The following is a 19,237-nucleotide window of genomic DNA, read 5'->3' on the forward strand; positions in this document are numbered from 1 at the left end:
ATAACATAAATAAAAAAATAAAGACTATAAATTAAATAAATATATATACTAAATCTATTTTTAGTATACATGCTATGTTATAATAAAAAATATGTACAAAAATTAATTACCACTATAATATTTTATTATAGCAAAAGACATTAAGTTATATAAAAATATTGATTTTAAATGAACTGATTTGAGGAGGAATGTATATATATGTTAAATATACAAGATTACAAGGCGGAGTTCGATTCTATCGGCTTCAGAGTAAGAGAGTTAGGTGTTTCTCTTTGACCTGGATGGTTTGAGAGCAAAGCAGGTAGATATAAATACTTTAATGGAAGAGCAGGAATTTTGGGAAGATAGTGAAAAAGCTAATAAATATCTTCAGGAAAATAAGGCGATTTCAGTTAAATTGGAAAGTTATAATGAGTTATACACTTTATATGAAGAAGTAGGTATTTTAATTGATTTAAGCGAAGAATCAGATGAAACCGAATCAAAATCATTGGAAGAATCCTTAGTAAATAGAATAAAGCTGGCAAAAGGGAAATTGGAATCCATGACCTTAGAACTTTTGTTTAATGGTGAATACGACAAAAATAATGCTATATTATCAATTAATCCAGGAACAGGTGGACTAGATGCTCAAGATTGGTCTCAAATGATGCTACGAATGTACACAAGGTGGGCAGAATCGAAGAAATATTCGGTGAAATTACTGGATTTAATTTATGATACTGAAGCAGGTATAAAAACAGCTACATTGTTAATAAAGGGAGAAAATGCCTATGGATATTTAAAGAGTGAAAAAGGTGTTCACAGGTTGGTTAGAATATCTCCATTTGATTCTTCGGGAAAAAGACATACCTCTTTTGCATCTGTGGATGTAATGCCGGAAATAGACGAAAATATAAATATAGAAGTAAATCAAGCTGATTTGAAGGTAGATACATATAGAGCGTCTGGAGCAGGAGGTCAACATGTAAACACAACTGATTCAGCTGTAAGGATAACACATATTCCAACTGGTGTAGTAGTACAGTGTCAAAACGAGAGAAGTCAGCACATGAATAGAGATGTGGCAATGAAACTTTTAATAGCGAAATTAATACAGTTAAAAGAGGAAGAACAAAAAGAAAGAATAGAGGATATACAAGGTAAGTACAATCAAATTACGTGGGGAAGTCAAATAAGGTCATATGTATTTCAACCATATAAACTGGTAAAGGATCATAGAACTAATTTTGAGAATGCAAATGTAGATTCTGTAATGAATGGTGATTTGGATAAATTTATGTTTGAATATCTAAAAAACAAGCAGAAAAGGAAAGAAAATGAATATTAATGAAATACTAATAAAAGAATTTAAATTAAAAGAATATCAGATTGAAAATGCAATAAAACTCATAGATGAGGGTAATACAATACCATTTATTGCAAGATATAGAAAAGAAATGACTGGAGAAATGAGTGATACTCAATTAAGAGATTTATTTGAAAGATTAACTTATCTTAGAAATCTTGAATCCAGAAAAGAAGATATTATGAGACTTATAGATGAACAAGGAAAGCTGACAGAAGAGATAGAAAAATCACTTGAAAAGGCAAAAACTCTTCAGGAAGCAGAGGATATATATGCCCCATATAAGCAAAAAAAGAGAACAAGAGCTACAATTGCGAAAGAAAGAGGATTAGAACCTTTAGCTCTTATGCTTTTGCTGTCAAAAAATATAGATTTGGAAAAAGAGGCATTTGCATTTGTAAATGAAGAAAATGATGTATTAGATATTCAAACTGCTATTGAAGGTGCTAAAGATATTGTTGCAGAGCAGATGAGTGATGATGCTGACATTAGAAAATATATAAGAGAATATGGTTTGAATCATGGACTAATTAGCTCAAAAGCGAAAAATGAAGAGGATTCAGTATATAAAATGTATTATGATTTTTCAGAGTCAATAAAAGATATTCTTCCTCATAGAACTTTGGCTATAAACAGAGGTGAAAAGGAGGACTTTTTATCCGTGAAAATAGTACTTGACGATCAAACTATGATAGATGAAATAGCCAAAAGATACACTGGAGCACAGAATGAGGGAAATGAAAATATACTTTTTGAAATAGCACAAGATTCATATAAAAGATTAATATTTCCATCAATAGAAAGAGAGTTAAGAAATCATTTGACAGAAATAGCACAGGAAAGAGCAATAAAAGTATTTGGACAAAATTTAAATGGCCTTTTACTTCAACCGCCTATTAAAGAGCAGGTAGTTATGGGATTTGATCCCGCATTTAGAACAGGATGTAAAATAGCGATTGTAGATAAAAACGGAAAATTATTAGATTTTACTACAGTATATCCAACAGAACCTCAAAATAAAATTGAAGAATCGAAAAAAATATTAAAAAATATGATAAATAAGTATAATGTGGATATAATTTCTATTGGTAATGGTACAGCTTCAAGAGAGTCTGAGAGATTTGTCGCGGAAATGATATCAGAAATGGATAGAAATGTTAGTTATGTAATTGTGAATGAAGCCGGTGCATCTGTATATTCCGCTTCAAAATTAGCAAATGAAGAGCATCCGGATATAAATGTATCTATTAGAGGAGCTATTTCTATTGCTAGAAGATTACAGGATCCTATGGCTGAATTAGTGAAAATAGATCCTAAAAGTATAGGAGTAGGTCAATATCAGCATGATGTAAATGAAAAAAGGTTGACTGAAGTACTAGATGGAGTAGTTGAGGATTCTGTAAATAAAATAGGCGTAGACGTAAATACAGCATCATACTCTCTGTTAGAACATGTTGCAGGTATTTCTTCAAGTGTAGCAAAAAATATAGTGATTTATAGAGATGAAAATGGAGAATTTAATGATATAAACGATTTAAAAAATGTTAAAAGGTTGGGACCGGCTGCATTTAAGCAATCAGCAGGATTTATAAGAATTCCTGAATCTAATAATCCTCTTGATAATACAGGTGTTCATCCCGAAAGTTATGAAGCATGTCTGGGATTGTTGGATAAACTAGGTTATTCATTAAATGATGTAAAAAACGGAAATCTTGAAGATATAGATTCAAGGGTAAAGAAATATGGGATTTCTAAACTTTCCGATGAATTAAAATCCGGAGAAGCTACGTTAAAAGATATTATTGATGAAATTAAAAAGCCGGGAAGAGATATTAGAGATAGTGGTATAAAACCCGTACTTAGAACTGATATTATGAAGTTGGAAGATTTAGAAAATGATATGATTCTTACTGGAACAGTTAGAAATGTCGTTGACTTTGGTGCTTTTATAGATATAGGCATAAAAAATGACGGCTTGGTTCATATTTCTCAAATTTCAAAGAAAAGGATAAAAAATGTGTCAGATGTTTTAACAGTTGGAGATATAGTTAATGTAAGAGTAATAGGGATAGATTTAGAAAAGGGAAAAGTATCCCTATCACTAAAAAATGTTCCACAAAATAAAGAAACAGAAGCAATTTAAAAATTCAAAAAATCAATAGAAAGATAATATAAAAAGATTTTGCAAAAGGTGGTGTTTTTATGAAGAGAATTTGCGTAATGTATTTTAGTGGTACAGATAATACCAAAAAGGTTTCAATAGGTTTTGCAGAAAGCCTTAAAAAACATTTGGGGAATAGTCTCTGTTGCGAAATATCAATTTATAATTTTACACCACCTGAAAATAGAAAACAAATGCCTGAGTTTGATAGTAATGATATTCTAGTACTTGCAGTTCCTACTATTGCAGGAAGGGTGCCTAATTTGCTATTGCCGTATTTATCAAAAATAAAGGCCAAAAATTCTCTGGGAGTTCCAATTGTAACTTTTGGTAATAGAAATTTTGATGATAGTTTAATAGAACTTTCTAGACTGATGGAAGAAGGTGGTTGTAATATAATAGCCGGTGGTGCTTTTATAGGAGAACATTCATTTTCAGAAATTCTGGCAAAAAATAGACCTGATCAGGAAGATTTTATTGTGTTGGATAATTTTGCAAAGAAAGTTGCTCAAAAAATATTATCGGGCGATTATTCACGGGTTGAAATAGATGGGGAAATTCCATTTAGACCATATTTTACTCCTAGGGATAGAAATGGAAACAGTATAAATTTTGTGAAGATAAAACCTGTCACAGACACTGAAAAATGCGATAGTTGCGGAATCTGTGCAAAAATATGTCCATTAGGTTCAATAGATAAATTTAATTTTGATAAAATAATTGGCAAATGTATGAAATGTTGTGCTTGTATTAAGAAATGTCATACGGGTGCAAAATATTTCGATGATGAAGGATATATTTATCATATGAAAGAATTAGAAGATATGTATTTTAAAAGAAAAGAGCCAAAAGTATTTATTTAATTCCTATGATAAGGCAATTTAATATGTTATGAAAAAGTTTTCAAAAGTATATTGACTTTAATTAATGTTAATAATATAATTTAATTAAGAAAATAAATAGAAAATCTTCGGGGGTGGGTGAAATTCCCTACCGGCGGTTATAGCCCGCGAGCTTGTTTAGAGCAGATTTGGTGAGATTCCAAAGCCGACAGTACAGTCTGGATGAGAGAAGACATTTATGCAATTTGTTAGTTATAATTGTAATTATTATTCCTGGAGAGAGATTTTTTCCAGGTTTTTTTATTTCCCCTCGAAATAATAGGAGGTAAAATATGCAAAAAGCGAGTACGTTAAAAGCACAAAGTAGTAGGGTTTCAACAAATAAGCTGGTAAAAGTAGCTTTGTTATCAGCAATATCATTTATATTAATGTTTATAGAAATGCCAATACCGGGATTATTTCCGGATTTCTTAAAAATAGATATTTCTGATATTCCGGCACTTATAGCCGGGTTAGCATTGGGGCCTATTGCAGGAATTGCAGTTGAAGTGATAAAAAATTTCTTGCATGGTATCGTGGCCACGACTACAGGTGGAGTTGGCGAATTGGCAAACATTGTAGTAGGAAGCTCGTTTGTAGTAGGATCTTCAATCGTATACAGAAGCAGAAGAAATTTAAAAGGTCTTTTGATGAGTTTAGTATCTGGAACAATTATGATGGTGGTAGTAGGTTCTATTGTAAACTATTTTTTCTTATTGCCATTCTATGGAAAACTTATGGGCTTAGAGGCAATAATAGGAATTGGTAAAGCAGTAAATCCAAAAGTACATGATTTGGCTACATTTGTAATCTGGTTTATAGCACCATTCAACTTTATAAAAGGAATAATGATTTCAGTAATAATAATTCCTATATATAAAAAGATAGAAAATTTAATAAGAGCAAACTAATGGCCAATAATATAAAATATGGCTAATTTAGACAGAATTTACTGAGACCATGATATAGTAATGTAAAATTAATATTAAAGAGCAGAATGATAGATGACTCATAAGTTAGGAAAATTTTATTATCAAAAATTGGAACTGTTAAAAAAATATATGTTTCTAAAATGATAAATAAAAAACACCAGCTTTGAGTCATCTGTTTTTATGTTGTTTTCATTATAATTAAGTTTAGAATGTATATAACAAGATAAAGTTGTCAGATAAAAAGATTAAATAATTACAAAGGATCTATCATAAACTATAAAAAATAGTATATTTTTGTAATTGTTTAGAAAAAGGAAAACTTTTACATAATGTCAATTATATGCTAAAATATAATGTAGGCAGATTATATAAATATGAAGAGTATATTTTTATTATCGGTAAATATTAAAATGAATATTATTGATTTAAACGGGAGGAAAAGATGATTAATCAAGATTATTTTGTGAATTTAGCCAAAGAAATATCAGGAGATGCTATTCAAACAGTGGCGGTTGCTGCTCCGTATGATGATGCTACTCTTGAAGCACTAAGAAATGCTGTAGACTTGGGATTTGTGAAAGTTCAACTTGTAGGAGAAGAAGATAAAATACTTGCTACAGCTAAGAAAGCTAATTTGGACATATCAGATATGGAGTTAATCCATGCCGAAGATTTGGCGGATTCTGCTCAAAAAGCAGTAGATCAGGTGAAGTTAGGAAAAGCAAATTTGATTATGAAAGGACTTATAGACACTTCATTAATTCTTAAAGCCGTTGTAAAAAAAGAAAATGAGTTGAGAACAGGGAAGACATTAAGTTATGTTGGTATTTTATTTAGAGAAGATAAAGAAAAATATTATTTAACTTCTGATGGTGCTATGCTTATTGCTCCTGATTTACAGCAAAAAAAAGGTATAATAGAAAATGCAGTTGAAGTTGCTCATGCTTTAGGAAATGAAGAGCCAAAAGTAGCTATGATTTGTGCAAAGGAAAAATATTATGAAAAAATGCCGGCTACTGTAGATGCGACTGAATTACAGAAGATGAATAAAAATGGAGAAATTAAAGGTTGTATAGTAAGTGGGCCACTTCAGTTTGATAATGCTGTGGATGCTCATGCAGTTGAGGTAAAAGGAGTGGATGATCCGGTTGCTGGAAAGGCAGATATACTTGTTGTTCCTGCTATTGAAGCCGGTAATGTTCTTTTAAAAACAGCGAAGTATCTTGGAGGATGGACTTTTGGTGGAGTGGTAGTAGGTGCAAAAGTACCTATTGTTGTATGCTCAAGATCTGATGGAGAGTCAGCTAAGTTGGTTTCAATAGCCGCTGCTTGTATGATGGCTGCTAAAAATGGTAAGTAATCTATACGAAGATATTTTGTAAATTTATATAATGATGAAATTTAAAGTCTTAAAGAAAAGTAATAGTCTTTTAATTTGTTAACTTATTGGGAAGTCAGAGATGGCTTCCTTTTTGATTTCATACTCATTTTATATATTACTTATGGTATAATATAATGATGTGAACTTTTATTATAAAAATAATTAAGAGTAATAACTTTGGAGTAGGTGAAATTATGAGAAAAATTTTTCTTAAAAATGAAGAATATACAAAGAAAATCGGAAAGTCTCTTGGAGAGTTGCTATTTGAGGGGGCTATTGTATGTTTAAATGGAGATCTCGGTGCAGGAAAGACAACCGTGACAAAAAGTATTGCAAAAGCTCTAGGAATAAATGAAGATATTACGAGCCCTACATTTACAATAGTAAATGAGTATAATGAGGGGAATATTCCGTTATACCATTTTGATGTATATAGAATAGGAAGTAGCGAAGAAATGTATGATATAGGATTTGACGAATATATAGATTCAAATGGGATTTGTGTTATTGAATGGTCAGATATAATTAAAGATATATTGCCAAAAGAAAGACTGGAAATTTTTCTATCATATGAAGATGAAGGAAGAAATATAGAATTTATACCTTATGGCAAAAAATATCAAAAAATTGTTGAGGCGGTGAGTTTATAGTGAATATTTTAAGTTTTGATACATCTTCAAAGGCTGCAAGTGTATCGCTTATAATGGATAATGTACTTATAGGAGAAATAGTAATAAACGATAAGAGAACCCACTCGCAAAAGCTAATGCCAATGCTAGAAAATTTATTTTCGTTAGCTAATATAAAGGTAGAGGATATAGATTTATTGGGTGTGTGTATAGGTCCAGGATCTTTTACAGGTCTTAGAATTGCGATGGCAACTGTAAAAGCTATGGCTCATGTAAGAAGTTTACCAATAGTAGCAGTAGATTCTTTAGAAGGACTTGCAAATAATGTATCTAATTCCGGTGCTGATGTGGTGCCGATTTTGGATGCACAGGGAACTAATGTCTACACTTCATGGTACAGTAATAATAAGCGAATAAAGGATATTGAAGTTTTGGATATTGATGAACTTATAGATGCTATTAAGGCTCATTCCAAAAATGTGATAGTGTTAGGAGAGGCTGTAGAAAAATATAAAGAAAAACTAATAATGGTGAAAAATATTGAATTTGTAACATCGGAAAAAAATATCTTAAAAGCATCTAGCATAGGAACAATAGCTATAAAAAAATATAATGCTGGAATGGATATTTATAATTGCTATGATATTCTTCCGATGTATATTAGAAAATCTCAAGCAGAGATTCAATATGAGGAAAGACATAATGAAAATAACATATAGAAGAATGAAATTAGATGATATAGCGAATGTTTATAAAGTTGAACTTTCTTGCTTTTCGGAACCATGGTCAATGGCAGCACTAAAAGACGAAATAAAAAATCAACTATCCAGGTATATAGTGGCTGAGGATGAAAATGAAAATATACATGGATATATAGGAGCGTGGTTTATTATAGATGAAGCTCATATTACTAATGTTGCAGTGCATAAGAATTCCAGGGGAAAAGGTATAGGGAATGGACTGATAGAAGAGCTTATAAAAGAATGTGAAGAAAATAGAATTCATGCGATAACTCTTGAAGTAAGACAAAGTAATATGGTTGCACAAAATTTATATAGAAAATACGGTTTTTTACCCGGTGGTATTAGAAAAGAGTATTATAGTGATAATAAAGAGGACGCAGTAATAATGTGGAAACAGCTAAAGGAGGCATTATAAAGATGAATACTAAAGATATTATTACACTTGCCATAGAGAGTAGCTGTGATGAAACAGCCTGCTCAATTTTAAAAAATGGAAGAGAAGTACTTTCAAATATTATTTCAACACAAATTGATATACATAAAAAATTTGGAGGTGTTGTGCCGGAAGTCGCATCCAGAAAACATATAGAAAATATAGATATAGTGGTGCAGCAGGCTTTAGAAGAAGCAAATGTTGATTTTGGTGATATAACACATGTGGCTGTAACTTATGGGCCAGGTCTTGTGGGAGCGTTGCTGGTTGGATTGTCATATGCAAAAATGTTAGCATTTACGTTGGGAATACCATTAGTGGGAGTGAACCATATAGAAGGTCATTTAAGTGCAAATTATATAGAACATAAGGAACTCAAACCGCCATTTATAACACTAATTGTTTCCGGTGGTCATACACATCTTGTAGAGGTAAAAGATTATGGAAAATACGAAATAATAGGTAAAACTAAGGATGATGCTTCAGGAGAAGCGTTTGATAAAATTGCAAGGGCTATGAATTTAGGTTATCCGGGTGGCCCCATAGTGGATAAATTAGCTGAAAATGGAAATCCAAATGCCGTGAATTTTCCTAGGGCATGTATTCATGAGGAAGGATATGATTTTAGTTTTAGCGGATTAAAGTCTTCTGTACTTAACTACCTAAACTCAATGAAGATGAAAAATATTGAAATTATCCCGGAAGATGTGTGTGCTTCTTTTCAAGCGGCTGTTATAGATGTATTAGTTTATAAAACGATAAAGGCTTGCAAGGATAAAAAATATAATACCGTAACACTATCCGGGGGTGTAGCATCAAATTCTGCATTAAGGAAAAAAATGGAAGAAGAATGCTACAAGAGTGGATTAAACTTAAAATATCCCCCTCTCGTATTATGTACTGATAATGCTGCTATGATTGGGTGTGCGGGATATTATAGATATAAAAATGAAAGAAGAGATGGAATGGATTTAAATGCCGTTCCTAATCTGAAAATTAATCAAGGATAGTATTGCCTTTTATTGCGCACTATCCAGTTTGGAGGTAGAAAATATGATAGTATTGTCTTGCAACAATGTAAAAAAAAGCTTTGGTGTGGAGACTGTTCTTGAAGATATATCATTTTCAGTAAACGAAGGTGATAAAATAGGTATAGTGGGAATAAATGGCACTGGAAAAACTACTTTATTTAAGATAATTACAGGTATATATGAATATGATAGTGGTGATATATATACTTCAAAAAATTGTAAAATAGGTTATTTGGAGCAAAATACCAATTTCTACTCTGAAAATACTATATTAGATGAGGTTATGGAAGTATTTTCAGATTTAATTGAAGCAGAAGATGAGTTAAGAGAATTAGAGAATCGAATTTCTGAATTATCTTCTAATGAAAATTCATCAACTAAAGAATTAAAAACATTAATGGATAATTATGGAAAAAAATATGAAGAGTTTGAAGCCAGAAATGGATATGGATATAAAAGTGAAGTTTTAGGTATACTTAGAGGATTGGGCTTCAAAGATGAAGAATTTGGAAAGAAAATTAATGTACTATCAGGCGGAGAAAAAACTAGAGTGTTGCTAGGTAAATTGCTTCTTATAAAACCATCTTTATTAATGCTGGATGAACCGACAAATCATTTGGATTCGGATTCTGTGGAGTGGCTTGAAGGTTTTTTAAGAGGTTATAATGGAACTATAATGACAATTTCCCATGATAGATATTTTTTAGACCAATCTGTGAATAGAATTTTTGAAATTCATAACAAAAAACTGACTGCATATAATGGAAATTATACAGAGTACCAGAAAGAATCTAAGCTTCAGAAAGAAATCGCATTAAAAAACTATGAAAATCAGCAAAAAGATATAAAAAAGCAGGAAGAGTCAATTGAAAGATTAAAAGCTTATGGGAGAGAAAAACATCTTAAGAGGGCAAGAAGCAAAGAAAAGATGCTTGATAAGATAAAAAAGCTAGATAAACCGGAATCCGAGAGGAAAAAGGCAAAATTTAGATTTAATTTGGAGCATCAAAGTGGTAAAGATGTTTTACAGGTGGAAAATCTTGAGAAAAAATTTGATGATAAAATTCTCTTTAAAGGAGTTAATTTTAACATATACAGAGGCGAAAAAGTCGCTTTGATAGGGCCAAACGGTATGGGAAAATCGACTATTTTTAAGATTTTAGTAGGTGATGATGAAAAATACTATGGAAATTTTAGGGTAGGACAGAATGTTGAGATGGCCTATTTTCATCAGGAACAAAAAACATTGGATCTAAATCAAACTGTAATAGATGAGATTTGGAACTCTAAACCCAAGCTAAATCAAACCGAGGTTAGGAATTTATTAGGTGCTTTTTTATTTGAAGATGAAGATGTATTTAAGGAAATAAAATCTCTAAGTGGTGGTGAAAGAGCGAGGGTAGCGATATTAAAACTTATTTTATCTAAATCTAATCTGCTACTATTGGATGAACCAACAAATCATTTAGATATAGACTCTAAAGAAGTATTGGAGGATGCCTTAATAGATTACGAAGGAACAGTATTTACAATATCACATGATAGGTATTTTATTAACAAAGTAATTGATAAAATATTAGTATTATCAGAGAGTGGTGTGATTGAATATTTGGGTAACTACGATTATTATCAAGAAAAGAAAAATCAACAGCTGGAAATGAATTTACTAGCAAAAGTATCTTTTAATAAGGATAAAACCAAAACACAATTAAAAGAGGAAAAGAAACGTGAAAAAGAGCAAAAACAAAGAGAAAATGAAGTTAAAAAGAGTATTAAGGATTTAGAAAACGAAATAACAATCTTGGAAAAACAAATTCAGGGGCTTGAATTAATGCTCTGTCGAGAAGAAATTTATACAAATCCAGATAAATCAAGGGATATAAATATAGAAAAATCTGAGTATGAAAAAAAATTAAAAAAATTATATGAAAAATGGGAAGAAATATTGGTATAAAAATGTTTTAAATTTATCGAAAATATTGTATAATTATTCTATAATAATTCAGCCAATGGGCGAATGATTAATATATCAAAGACTATTTAGATATAGGTATAAAATAAATTATAAGCTACAAAAAAATATTAACAGGGGGTTTTTTAGACATGGGAAATAAAAATATTTCTATGGCGGTTATCAGAAGATTACCGAAATATTATAGATATTTAGCAGATTTGCTGTCAAAAGATATTCAAAGAATATCGTCAAAAGAGTTAAGTGATATCATTGGCTTTACTGCATCACAAATAAGACAGGATTTAAATAATTTTGGTGGTTTTGGTCAGCAGGGGTATGGATATAATGTGGAAGCTCTTCATAGGGAAATTGGAAAAATTCTAGGGCTTGATAAAAAGTATAATGCGATTTTAGTAGGTGCAGGTAATCTTGGTCAGGCATTGACAAACTATTCGGGATTTAAAAATGCAGGATTTGATATCAAGGCTGTTTTTGATGCAAATCCCAAAATAATAGGATTAAAACTTAGAGATTATGAAATAATGGATTCTGATAAATTAGAGGAATATATAGTAGAACATAACGTTGATATAGCAATACTTTGTATACCTAAAAATGGCGCTCAAGATGTGGCAGATAAAATTGTCAATGCAGGCGTAAAGGGGATTTGGAATTTTGCACCGATTGATTTAGAAGTTCCCAATCATGTAATTGTGGAAAGTGTAAATTTAACTGAAAGTTTATTCACATTATCTTACCTTATGAAAGAAGATAATGAAATATAAATATGTTTAATATATAAGTAAAAATTTTAAGTTAGCTATAAGCCCTTCATAAGGAAGAGGTCCCATGGCTTTGTATATCAAATAAAATATTATTGTGCTTGAAGCGATATAGTCCTATAATTATATCGCTTTTTGTTATGAGAGCATGTTATCTTCGCATAGGGAGGCATAGTTACCGATGGACCTATATAGGATTTGCAAGATTAACATCGTTATAGTATATGGATTTTTTCAAGCGTGGCAACACATTGGTTGCCAAATTTACCACAGCTCGACTTTGCTATTTTATATTTCTATATGTATAATTAATTAAAATCACGGAATTAATCAATACAAAAACACAACAAAAAAGGAAATTCATTATCAATTACAATTAGAGAGAGGGAAATATATTAAAAAAAGAAACCAACAATATTGTACTTTCAATGTGAATATAACAATATAAAAAAATACAAAAAATATTTAAAAATCAATTGCAAATATCCTTTGCATTTGCTATAATAAGAATATCGATAGAATATAATTAATAAGGAGGTACAAAAAATGGCTTATGTAATTAAGGATACTTGTATTAGTTGTGGTGCTTGTGCTGGTGAATGTCCAGTATCTTGTATATCTGAAGGAGATGGAATCTACGTTATAGATGCAGCAGCTTGTATAGATTGTGGTTCTTGTGCTGGTGTATGTCCAGTAGATGCTCCTCAGCCAGAATAATAGCTGACAGATTTTAATATTTAGTATAATTAAAATATACTAAAATTTATAAAAGACAGATTTGTATTAATGTACATGATCTGCCTTTTTAATTTTTTGGATTGCATTACAAGTGTATTTTAATATAAATTAACTAATGTTATATGTATTATAAAATAGATTAAATATATTTTTTATATGAACAGATATAAAATTCTATAAGTTATTAATATAGTTGAAAACTTGAAATATTCGGACGATTTTGAAAATATTATAATTAAAAAATAAATTGTTAAAAAATAAACTATGGTACACTATTATTTGTAAATATGTTATAATTTTAGTGTAGTTAGGAAAATGTTTCGCAAGTACTATGAGAAATTCAGTTTTACTGGAGTAAAAAATTTTGATGTTTAGTAAAACATTTTCCCAACATAAAAATTTTTAGATGATCTTAATTTTAAGGAGGCTTACAAATGGCAAATGTATTTGAAATGGCACAAGCTCAGGTTAAGAATGCTTGTGATAAATTAGGGATGGAACCACAGGTTTATGAGTTATTAAAAGAACCAAGAAGAGTTATCGAAGTTAATATTCCAGTTAAGATGGATGATGGTTCTATAAAAGTTTTCAAGGGATTCAGATCTCAGCATAATGATGCTGTGGGACCAACAAAAGGTGGTATAAGATTCCATCCAAATGTTTCTTTAGAAGAAGTTAAGGCACTTTCTATATGGATGACTTTTAAGTGTTCAGTAACAGGTATTCCTTATGGTGGTGGTAAGGGTGGTATCATAGTTGATCCATCTGAATTATCTCAGGGAGAATTAGAAAGATTATCAAGAGGATACATAGAAGGTATCTATAAATTAATAGGTGAAAAGGTTGACGTTCCTGCTCCAGACGTAAATACAAACGGACAGATAATGTCTTGGATGGTAGATGAATACAATAAGTTAACTGGTGTTTCTGCAATAGGTGTACTTACTGGTAAACCATTAGAATTTGGTGGTTCAAAAGGTAGAAACGAAGCTACTGGTTTCGGTGTTGCTGTTACAGTAAGAGAAGCTGCTAAAAAACTTGGAATAGAAATGACTAAGGCTAAAATAGCAGTTCAGGGATTCGGAAATGTTGGAGCTTTCACAGTTAAAAATATACAAAAATTAGGTGGTAAAGTTACTGCAATAGCAGAATGGTGTAAAGAAGTAGGACCATATGCTATATATAATGAAGATGGTTTAGATTTCCAGGCTATGTGGGATTACAGAGCTGAAAAAGGTAATTTAGTTGACTTCCCAGGTTCTAAGAGAATAGATATGGATGAATTCTGGTCAGCTAATGTTGATATATTAGTTCCAGCTGCTCTTGAAAATTCAATTGATGCTAGAGTTGCAGAAATGATAAAAGCTAAATTAGTTTGCGAGGCTGCTAATGGTCCTACTACTCCAGAAGGTGATGAAGTTCTTAACAGAAGAGGAATAGTTCTTACTCCAGATATCTTAACTAATGCAGGTGGTGTTACAGTTTCTTACTTTGAATGGGTACAGAACTTATATGGATACTACTGGACTGAAAAAGAAGTTGAAGAAAAAGAAGAAATCGCAATGGTTGACGCTTTTGAAGCACTTTGGAAGATCAAAGAAGAATACAATGTTACAGTAAGAGAATCTGCTTATATGCATTCAGTTAAGAGAGTTGCACAGGCAATGAAACTTAGAGGATGGTATTAAGATAAAGTATATGAAGTTTTAATACTTTTATATACCATAATAGTATGATAATAAAAAGATTTATATAAAAAAGAATCGGTGTATTACACCGATTCTTTTTTATAAAATGAGTATCAGTTAAGTGATTATTTCAGATGAAATTCAATTGATTTATAGATATTAAAGTCAATGGAAAAATTGTTTCACAATTTATTGACAACCATTGTAAATTGCATTATACTTTAAATGTACATAGAGTATTTATCTTATAAAGGAGGGCGATTCAATGAATCTATCCATTGCACCAATAGGTGTTCCGATGAAGATAGTAAAAATAAAAATCAAGGGCGAACAACAGAAACAACTTGCAAACATGGGATTTATTGAAACGGCAAATATAACGGTAGTTTCTGAAACTGTAGGTAATCTGATTGTGAATATAAAGGACAGTAGAGTTGGACTTGGCAAGGATTTAGCTCAAAAAATAATTGTTACTCCTGCTTAGATAAATATCAGGGGTAATGTTTTTTGTGTTTAGTTGATGAAAAAAACTATCATTATTATTTAGAAAATGAGAAGATTGGAGGAAAATTTATGATTACACTAAAAGATGCTCAGATTGATTGCTATTATATAGTAAAAAAAATCAAGGGTGAAGGTCCGTTAAAAAGAAGAATAATGGACATGGGGATTACAAAGAATGCAGAAATTTTTGTAAGAAAAGTAGCTCCATTAGGAGATCCTGTACAGATAACTGTGAGAGGATATGAATTAAGTCTTAGAAAAAATGATGCTTCATGTGTAGAAGTAGAGTTATTGGAGAAGTAATGCTTATTGATTAGGTATTTGTTTTAGAGTAAGTACTTGTAAAACGTTTTATTAATTGAAGGAATAATAACATTAAAAAGGAATAATAACATTAAATTTTTAGTTTATTTAATTTAGGCTTATTTGTAGAAAGGGGAAGTTATGAGTATAAGAATAGCATTGGCGGGAAACCCCAATAGTGGTAAATCTACCTTATTTAACGCTTTGACTGGCTCAAATCAATATGTTGGTAACTGGCCAGGTGTTACGGTAGAAAAAAAAGAAGGTAAATATAAAAAAGATAAGGAAGTAAGTATTACTGACTTACCGGGCATATATTCACTTTCACCATACACGTTAGAAGAAGTTGTAAGTAGAGAATATTTAATAAATGAAAGACCCGATGTAATTGTAGATGTAGTCGATGCATCAAATATCGAAAGAAATCTTTATTTGACTACCCAATTATCTGAGTTAGGGATACCGGTTATAGTAGCTTTAAATATGATGGATGTTGTTGAAAAAAATGGAGATACAATAGACACTGCAAGTTTAAGTGAAAAATTAGGGTATCCAGTAATAGAGATTTCAGCACTAAGAAATAAAAATATAGAAAAAGTAATTGAGGTTGCAAAGCAAGTTGCCGGTTCGGGCAAAGTACATACTCACGTTGAAGCTTTTGATGAAGTAACGGAAGGATATATTAAAGATATAGAGAGAGCAGTTTTTGTCTTAAATAATTCCTCTACAGCCAGATGGTATGCTATCAAATTATTTGAAGGTGATGAAAAAGCAACTAAAGATCTTCAAATATCGGATTCAGAAAGGCAGATTGTTAATTCTATTATAACAAAAGCAGAAGCAGAGTTTGATGATGATGGTGAGGGAATTATAACGGATGCACGTTATACATATATATCTTCTTTAATAGCGGATACTGTGAAAAAAGGAAGAGCAGGTATGACTACAAGTGATAAGATAGACAATATTGTTACAAATAGAATATTGGCTATTCCTATATTTGCAGCAGTAATATTCTTTATATATTTTATATCTGTAAGTATAGTTGGCGCTGAGCCTACTGACTGGGTTAATGATGTATTCTTTGGAGAAATAATAGGCGGTAATATTCAGGTGATGCTTGAATCTGCAAAAGTTGCTCCATGGTTAACAAGTCTTATTGTAGATGGTGTAATAGGTGGTGTGGGTGCCGTACTTGGCTTCCTTCCTATAATTGCTACATTATATTTATTCTTAGCTATATTGGAAGATATAGGATATATGTCAAGAATAGCATTCATTTTAGATAGAATATTCCGTAAGTTCGGGCTTTCAGGAAAGTCCTTTATTCCTATTCTTATAGGTACTGGATGTTCAGTTCCAGGGATTATGGCAACAAGAACTATTGAAAATGAAAATGATAGAAAAATGACTATAATAGTAGCTTCATTTATGCCTTGTGGTGCGAAAACTGAAATTATAGCGTTATTCGGTGCATCTATATTTGCCGGTGCAAAGGGCTGGTGGTTTGCTCCAGTTTGTTATTTCGCGGGAATAATTGCTGTAGTGATTTCCGGTATAATGTTAAAGAAGAGCAGTCAGTTTGCAGGAGATCCGGCACCGTTTGTAATGGAACTTCCTGAATACCATATGCCATTGGTTTCAAATGTACTGAGAACTACTTGGGATAGATTGAAGGCATTTATTATCAAGGCCGGTACAATTATATTACTGGCTACAATAGTGATTTGGTTCCTTCAGAATATTTCTACGAGCTTTGAGTTTGTTGAGTTTGATCAGGGAAGTCGTTCAATTCTTGAAGCTATAGGTAGAACTGTAGCTCCAATATTTAGTCCTTTAGGATTTGGACATTGGGCTGCAACTGTTGCTACTATGACTGGTCTTGTGGCTAAGGAAGTTGTCGTATCTACATTTGGTGTAGTTGCAGGAATGGGAGCTGATTTAGGAGCTGATGATCCTAATATGATTAAATACGCATCTACTGTATTTACATCAGTTTCTGCTATGAGTTTTCTATTATTTAACCAGCTATGTATACCTTGTTTTGCGGCAGTCGGTGCTATCAGAGAGGAAATGCATAGTGCTAAATGGACTTGGTTTGCTGTGATTTACCAATTAGTATTTGCATATTCTATAGCACTAATGGTATTCCAGTTTGGTAAAGTTCTGGTATTGAAGCAAGCTCCTACTATAGGAACATTTGTTGCAGGTATTGTATTTATAATTATGATATACTTATTATTTAGAAAACCTAGAAAAGCGAAGGTAAAAACTAAGACAGCGGTTGCGGAAAATAATTAGTTGCCGTTTTGCATAAGATTATAATAGAAAGAAAGGTGGTATGAATATGCAGTCATTGAATATATCGACTATGATAGTATTTACAATAGTAGTATTAATAGTGATATTTGCTATTAAAAGGGTAAAAAAACGCGGTGGATGTAATTGTGGAACTTCTTGTGGCTGCAGTTCTTGCCCAAGTGAAAAAAATATAAAAAACAAAATAGATTTGGATAAGAAAAAGATAAAATAATTCAAATTTATCTGAAAGTGGAGCTCTGGGTTGGGCTCCACTTTTATGCAGTTTTTTAGAAAAAAGAAATATTAATAATCATTAATTTATGCAAAGTGTAACATATATATTTACTTTGAAGAAATTTATTGTAAAGTTTTTGGTAATAGGATTGTACTTTTAATAGCGATGGGGTATTATAGACAATGATAAGTTTACTGATTGAAGGGGTGATAATATGGAATTAATATTTTTAGAGCCTGTATTAAAAGAAAAGATATGGGGAGGTAAAAAACTTAAAGAAGAATTTGGATTTGATATTTCAAGTGATAAAATAGGTGAGGCCTGGATTATTAGTGCACATCAAAATGGTGTTTCTAAAATATCATATCCTGAAATATATAAAGGTATGGGATTAGATGAACTCTATTTTGAACATAGGGAATTATTTGGTAAAAGAAAAGAAGAAGTTTTTCCGCTACTTGTTAAATTACTGGATGCATCAGATAACTTATCTGTTCAAGTTCATCCAGATGATTATTATGCACAAAAGTATGAAGGAGAAAATGAATTAGGAAAGACAGAATGTTGGTATATAGTATCTGCAGAAGAAAATTCTGAAATAATATATGGACATAATGCTCTTTCAAAAGAAGAATTTATACAAAAAGTTGAGTCTGGAAAATGGGATGAATTACTGCGAAGAGTAAAAGTAAAAAAAGGAGATTTTTTTTACGTCCCAAATGGTACTATTCATGCCATAGGAAAAGGGATTGTGATTTTAGAAACGCAACAGAGTTCGGATACTACATATAGAGTGTATGATTACAATAGAACAGATGAGAATGGTAAAAAGAGAGATTTGCATATATATAAATCCATAGATGTGGCAAAATTTCCCCATAGTGATCCAAAAATACACATAATAGAAGAGAAAATGGGTAATAATGTAATAACTAGACTTATCGATTGTGAGTATTTCAGTGTATATCAATATGACTGCAAGGATGATTTATGGATTCAACTAAAAGGGGATTATAATTTAGCTACCGTAATTGATGGAAAAGGCAATATTTTTACAGAAAAAAAAGTTTATAATATTGAAAAATCTCAATCCTTTATAATTCCAAATGAAATAAGAAAAATTAAAATAAGCGGGAATCTAAAAATGATAGTATCAAACCCTAATTAGAGATAAGCAATCATTTCATTGACGA

The 19,237-nt window shown here is 31.1% G+C and carries 18 protein-coding genes and 1 riboswitch; all 18 genes read left to right on the forward strand.

Features of this window, described 5'->3' with window-relative positions; translation table 11 throughout:
- Positions 1-198: 198 nt before the first annotated feature.
- Positions 199-1,330 (forward strand): peptide chain release factor 2 gene (gene prfB, locus HLB29_RS00210; RefSeq protein ID WP_408635101.1). Its coding sequence is split into 2 segments (ribosomal slippage): positions 199-273 and positions 275-1,330, totalling 1,131 coding nucleotides; the frame shifts between segments, so codons are not numbered across the junction.
- The gene (locus HLB29_RS00215) at positions 1,320-3,491 is read left to right on the forward strand and encodes a Tex family protein (protein WP_185623160.1); all 2,172 of its coding nucleotides are present in this window, start codon (positions 1,320-1,322) and stop codon (positions 3,489-3,491) included. Before prfB ends, HLB29_RS00215 begins: the two co-directional genes overlap by 11 nt.
- Before the next feature lie 59 nt (positions 3,492-3,550).
- Entirely contained in the window at positions 3,551-4,372 is an 822-nt protein-coding gene (locus HLB29_RS00220; RefSeq protein WP_185623161.1) for an EFR1 family ferrodoxin, read from the forward strand.
- Between the two features lie 99 nt (positions 4,373-4,471).
- Positions 4,472-4,589: riboswitch (FMN riboswitch) on the forward strand.
- Between the two features lie 94 nt (positions 4,590-4,683).
- Positions 4,684-5,301: an ECF transporter S component gene (locus HLB29_RS00225; protein WP_185623162.1), complete on the forward strand. Its 618-nt coding sequence runs from the start codon at positions 4,684-4,686 to the stop codon at positions 5,299-5,301.
- A 463-nt stretch (positions 5,302-5,764) separates the two neighbouring features.
- On the forward strand, positions 5,765-6,682 hold the full coding sequence (locus tag HLB29_RS00230) for a bifunctional enoyl-CoA hydratase/phosphate acetyltransferase (RefSeq protein WP_185623163.1): 918 nt from the start codon (positions 5,765-5,767) through the stop codon (positions 6,680-6,682).
- 215 nt (positions 6,683-6,897) lie between these two features.
- On the forward strand, positions 6,898-7,353 hold the full coding sequence (tsaE, locus tag HLB29_RS00235) for a tRNA (adenosine(37)-N6)-threonylcarbamoyltransferase complex ATPase subunit type 1 TsaE (RefSeq protein WP_185623164.1): 456 nt from the start codon (positions 6,898-6,900) through the stop codon (positions 7,351-7,353).
- Positions 7,353-8,051, forward strand: coding sequence for a tRNA (adenosine(37)-N6)-threonylcarbamoyltransferase complex dimerization subunit type 1 TsaB (gene tsaB, locus HLB29_RS00240; protein ID WP_185623165.1), 699 nt, complete (start codon positions 7,353-7,355; stop codon positions 8,049-8,051). The genes tsaE and tsaB overlap by 1 nt, the downstream gene beginning before the upstream one ends.
- Entirely contained in the window at positions 8,035-8,490 is a 456-nt protein-coding gene (gene rimI / locus HLB29_RS00245; protein ID WP_243155049.1) for a ribosomal protein S18-alanine N-acetyltransferase, read from the forward strand. Before tsaB ends, rimI begins: the two co-directional genes overlap by 17 nt.
- A 2-nt stretch (positions 8,491-8,492) precedes the next feature.
- The gene (tsaD, locus tag HLB29_RS00250; RefSeq protein ID WP_185623166.1) at positions 8,493-9,518 is read left to right on the forward strand and encodes a tRNA (adenosine(37)-N6)-threonylcarbamoyltransferase complex transferase subunit TsaD; all 1,026 of its coding nucleotides are present in this window, start codon (positions 8,493-8,495) and stop codon (positions 9,516-9,518) included.
- A gap of 43 nt (positions 9,519-9,561) precedes the next feature.
- Complete coding sequence (locus HLB29_RS00255) at positions 9,562-11,493, forward strand: ABC-F family ATP-binding cassette domain-containing protein (protein WP_185623167.1); 1,932 nt, start codon at positions 9,562-9,564, stop codon at positions 11,491-11,493.
- 149 nt (positions 11,494-11,642) lie between these two features.
- Entirely contained in the window at positions 11,643-12,278 is a 636-nt protein-coding gene (locus HLB29_RS00260) for a redox-sensing transcriptional repressor Rex (protein WP_185623168.1), read from the forward strand.
- A gap of 543 nt (positions 12,279-12,821) precedes the next feature.
- Positions 12,822-12,992 carry a DUF362 domain-containing protein gene (locus HLB29_RS00265; protein WP_185623169.1) on the forward strand — a complete coding sequence of 57 codons (171 nt, stop codon included), beginning with the start codon at positions 12,822-12,824 and terminating at the stop codon, positions 12,990-12,992.
- A 455-nt stretch (positions 12,993-13,447) separates the two neighbouring features.
- On the forward strand, positions 13,448-14,701 hold the full coding sequence (gluD, locus tag HLB29_RS00270; RefSeq protein WP_185623170.1) for an NAD-specific glutamate dehydrogenase: 1,254 nt from the start codon (positions 13,448-13,450) through the stop codon (positions 14,699-14,701).
- Between the two features lie 265 nt (positions 14,702-14,966).
- A complete protein-coding gene (locus HLB29_RS00275; RefSeq protein ID WP_185623171.1) occupies positions 14,967-15,185 on the forward strand; it encodes a FeoA family protein in 219 nt (72 codons plus the stop codon).
- An 89-nt stretch (positions 15,186-15,274) separates the two neighbouring features.
- Entirely contained in the window at positions 15,275-15,508 is a 234-nt protein-coding gene (locus tag HLB29_RS00280; RefSeq protein WP_185623172.1) for a FeoA family protein, read from the forward strand.
- A 141-nt stretch (positions 15,509-15,649) separates the two neighbouring features.
- Entirely contained in the window at positions 15,650-17,809 is a 2,160-nt protein-coding gene (gene feoB / locus HLB29_RS00285) for a ferrous iron transport protein B (RefSeq protein WP_185623173.1), read from the forward strand.
- Positions 17,810-17,855: 46 nt separating this feature from the next.
- Positions 17,856-18,041 (forward strand): FeoB-associated Cys-rich membrane protein, encoded by a 186-nt coding sequence (locus tag HLB29_RS00290; protein ID WP_243155050.1) that lies wholly within the window; start codon positions 17,856-17,858, stop codon positions 18,039-18,041.
- Positions 18,042-18,258: 217 nt separating this feature from the next.
- A complete protein-coding gene (gene manA, locus HLB29_RS00295; RefSeq protein WP_185623174.1) occupies positions 18,259-19,212 on the forward strand; it encodes a mannose-6-phosphate isomerase, class I in 954 nt (317 codons plus the stop codon).
- Positions 19,213-19,237: the final 25 nt, after the last annotated feature.

Source organism: Peptostreptococcus canis (genome assembly GCF_014229965.1).
In the GTDB taxonomy this organism is placed as follows: Bacteria; Bacillota; Clostridia; order Peptostreptococcales; family Peptostreptococcaceae; genus Peptostreptococcus; species Peptostreptococcus canis.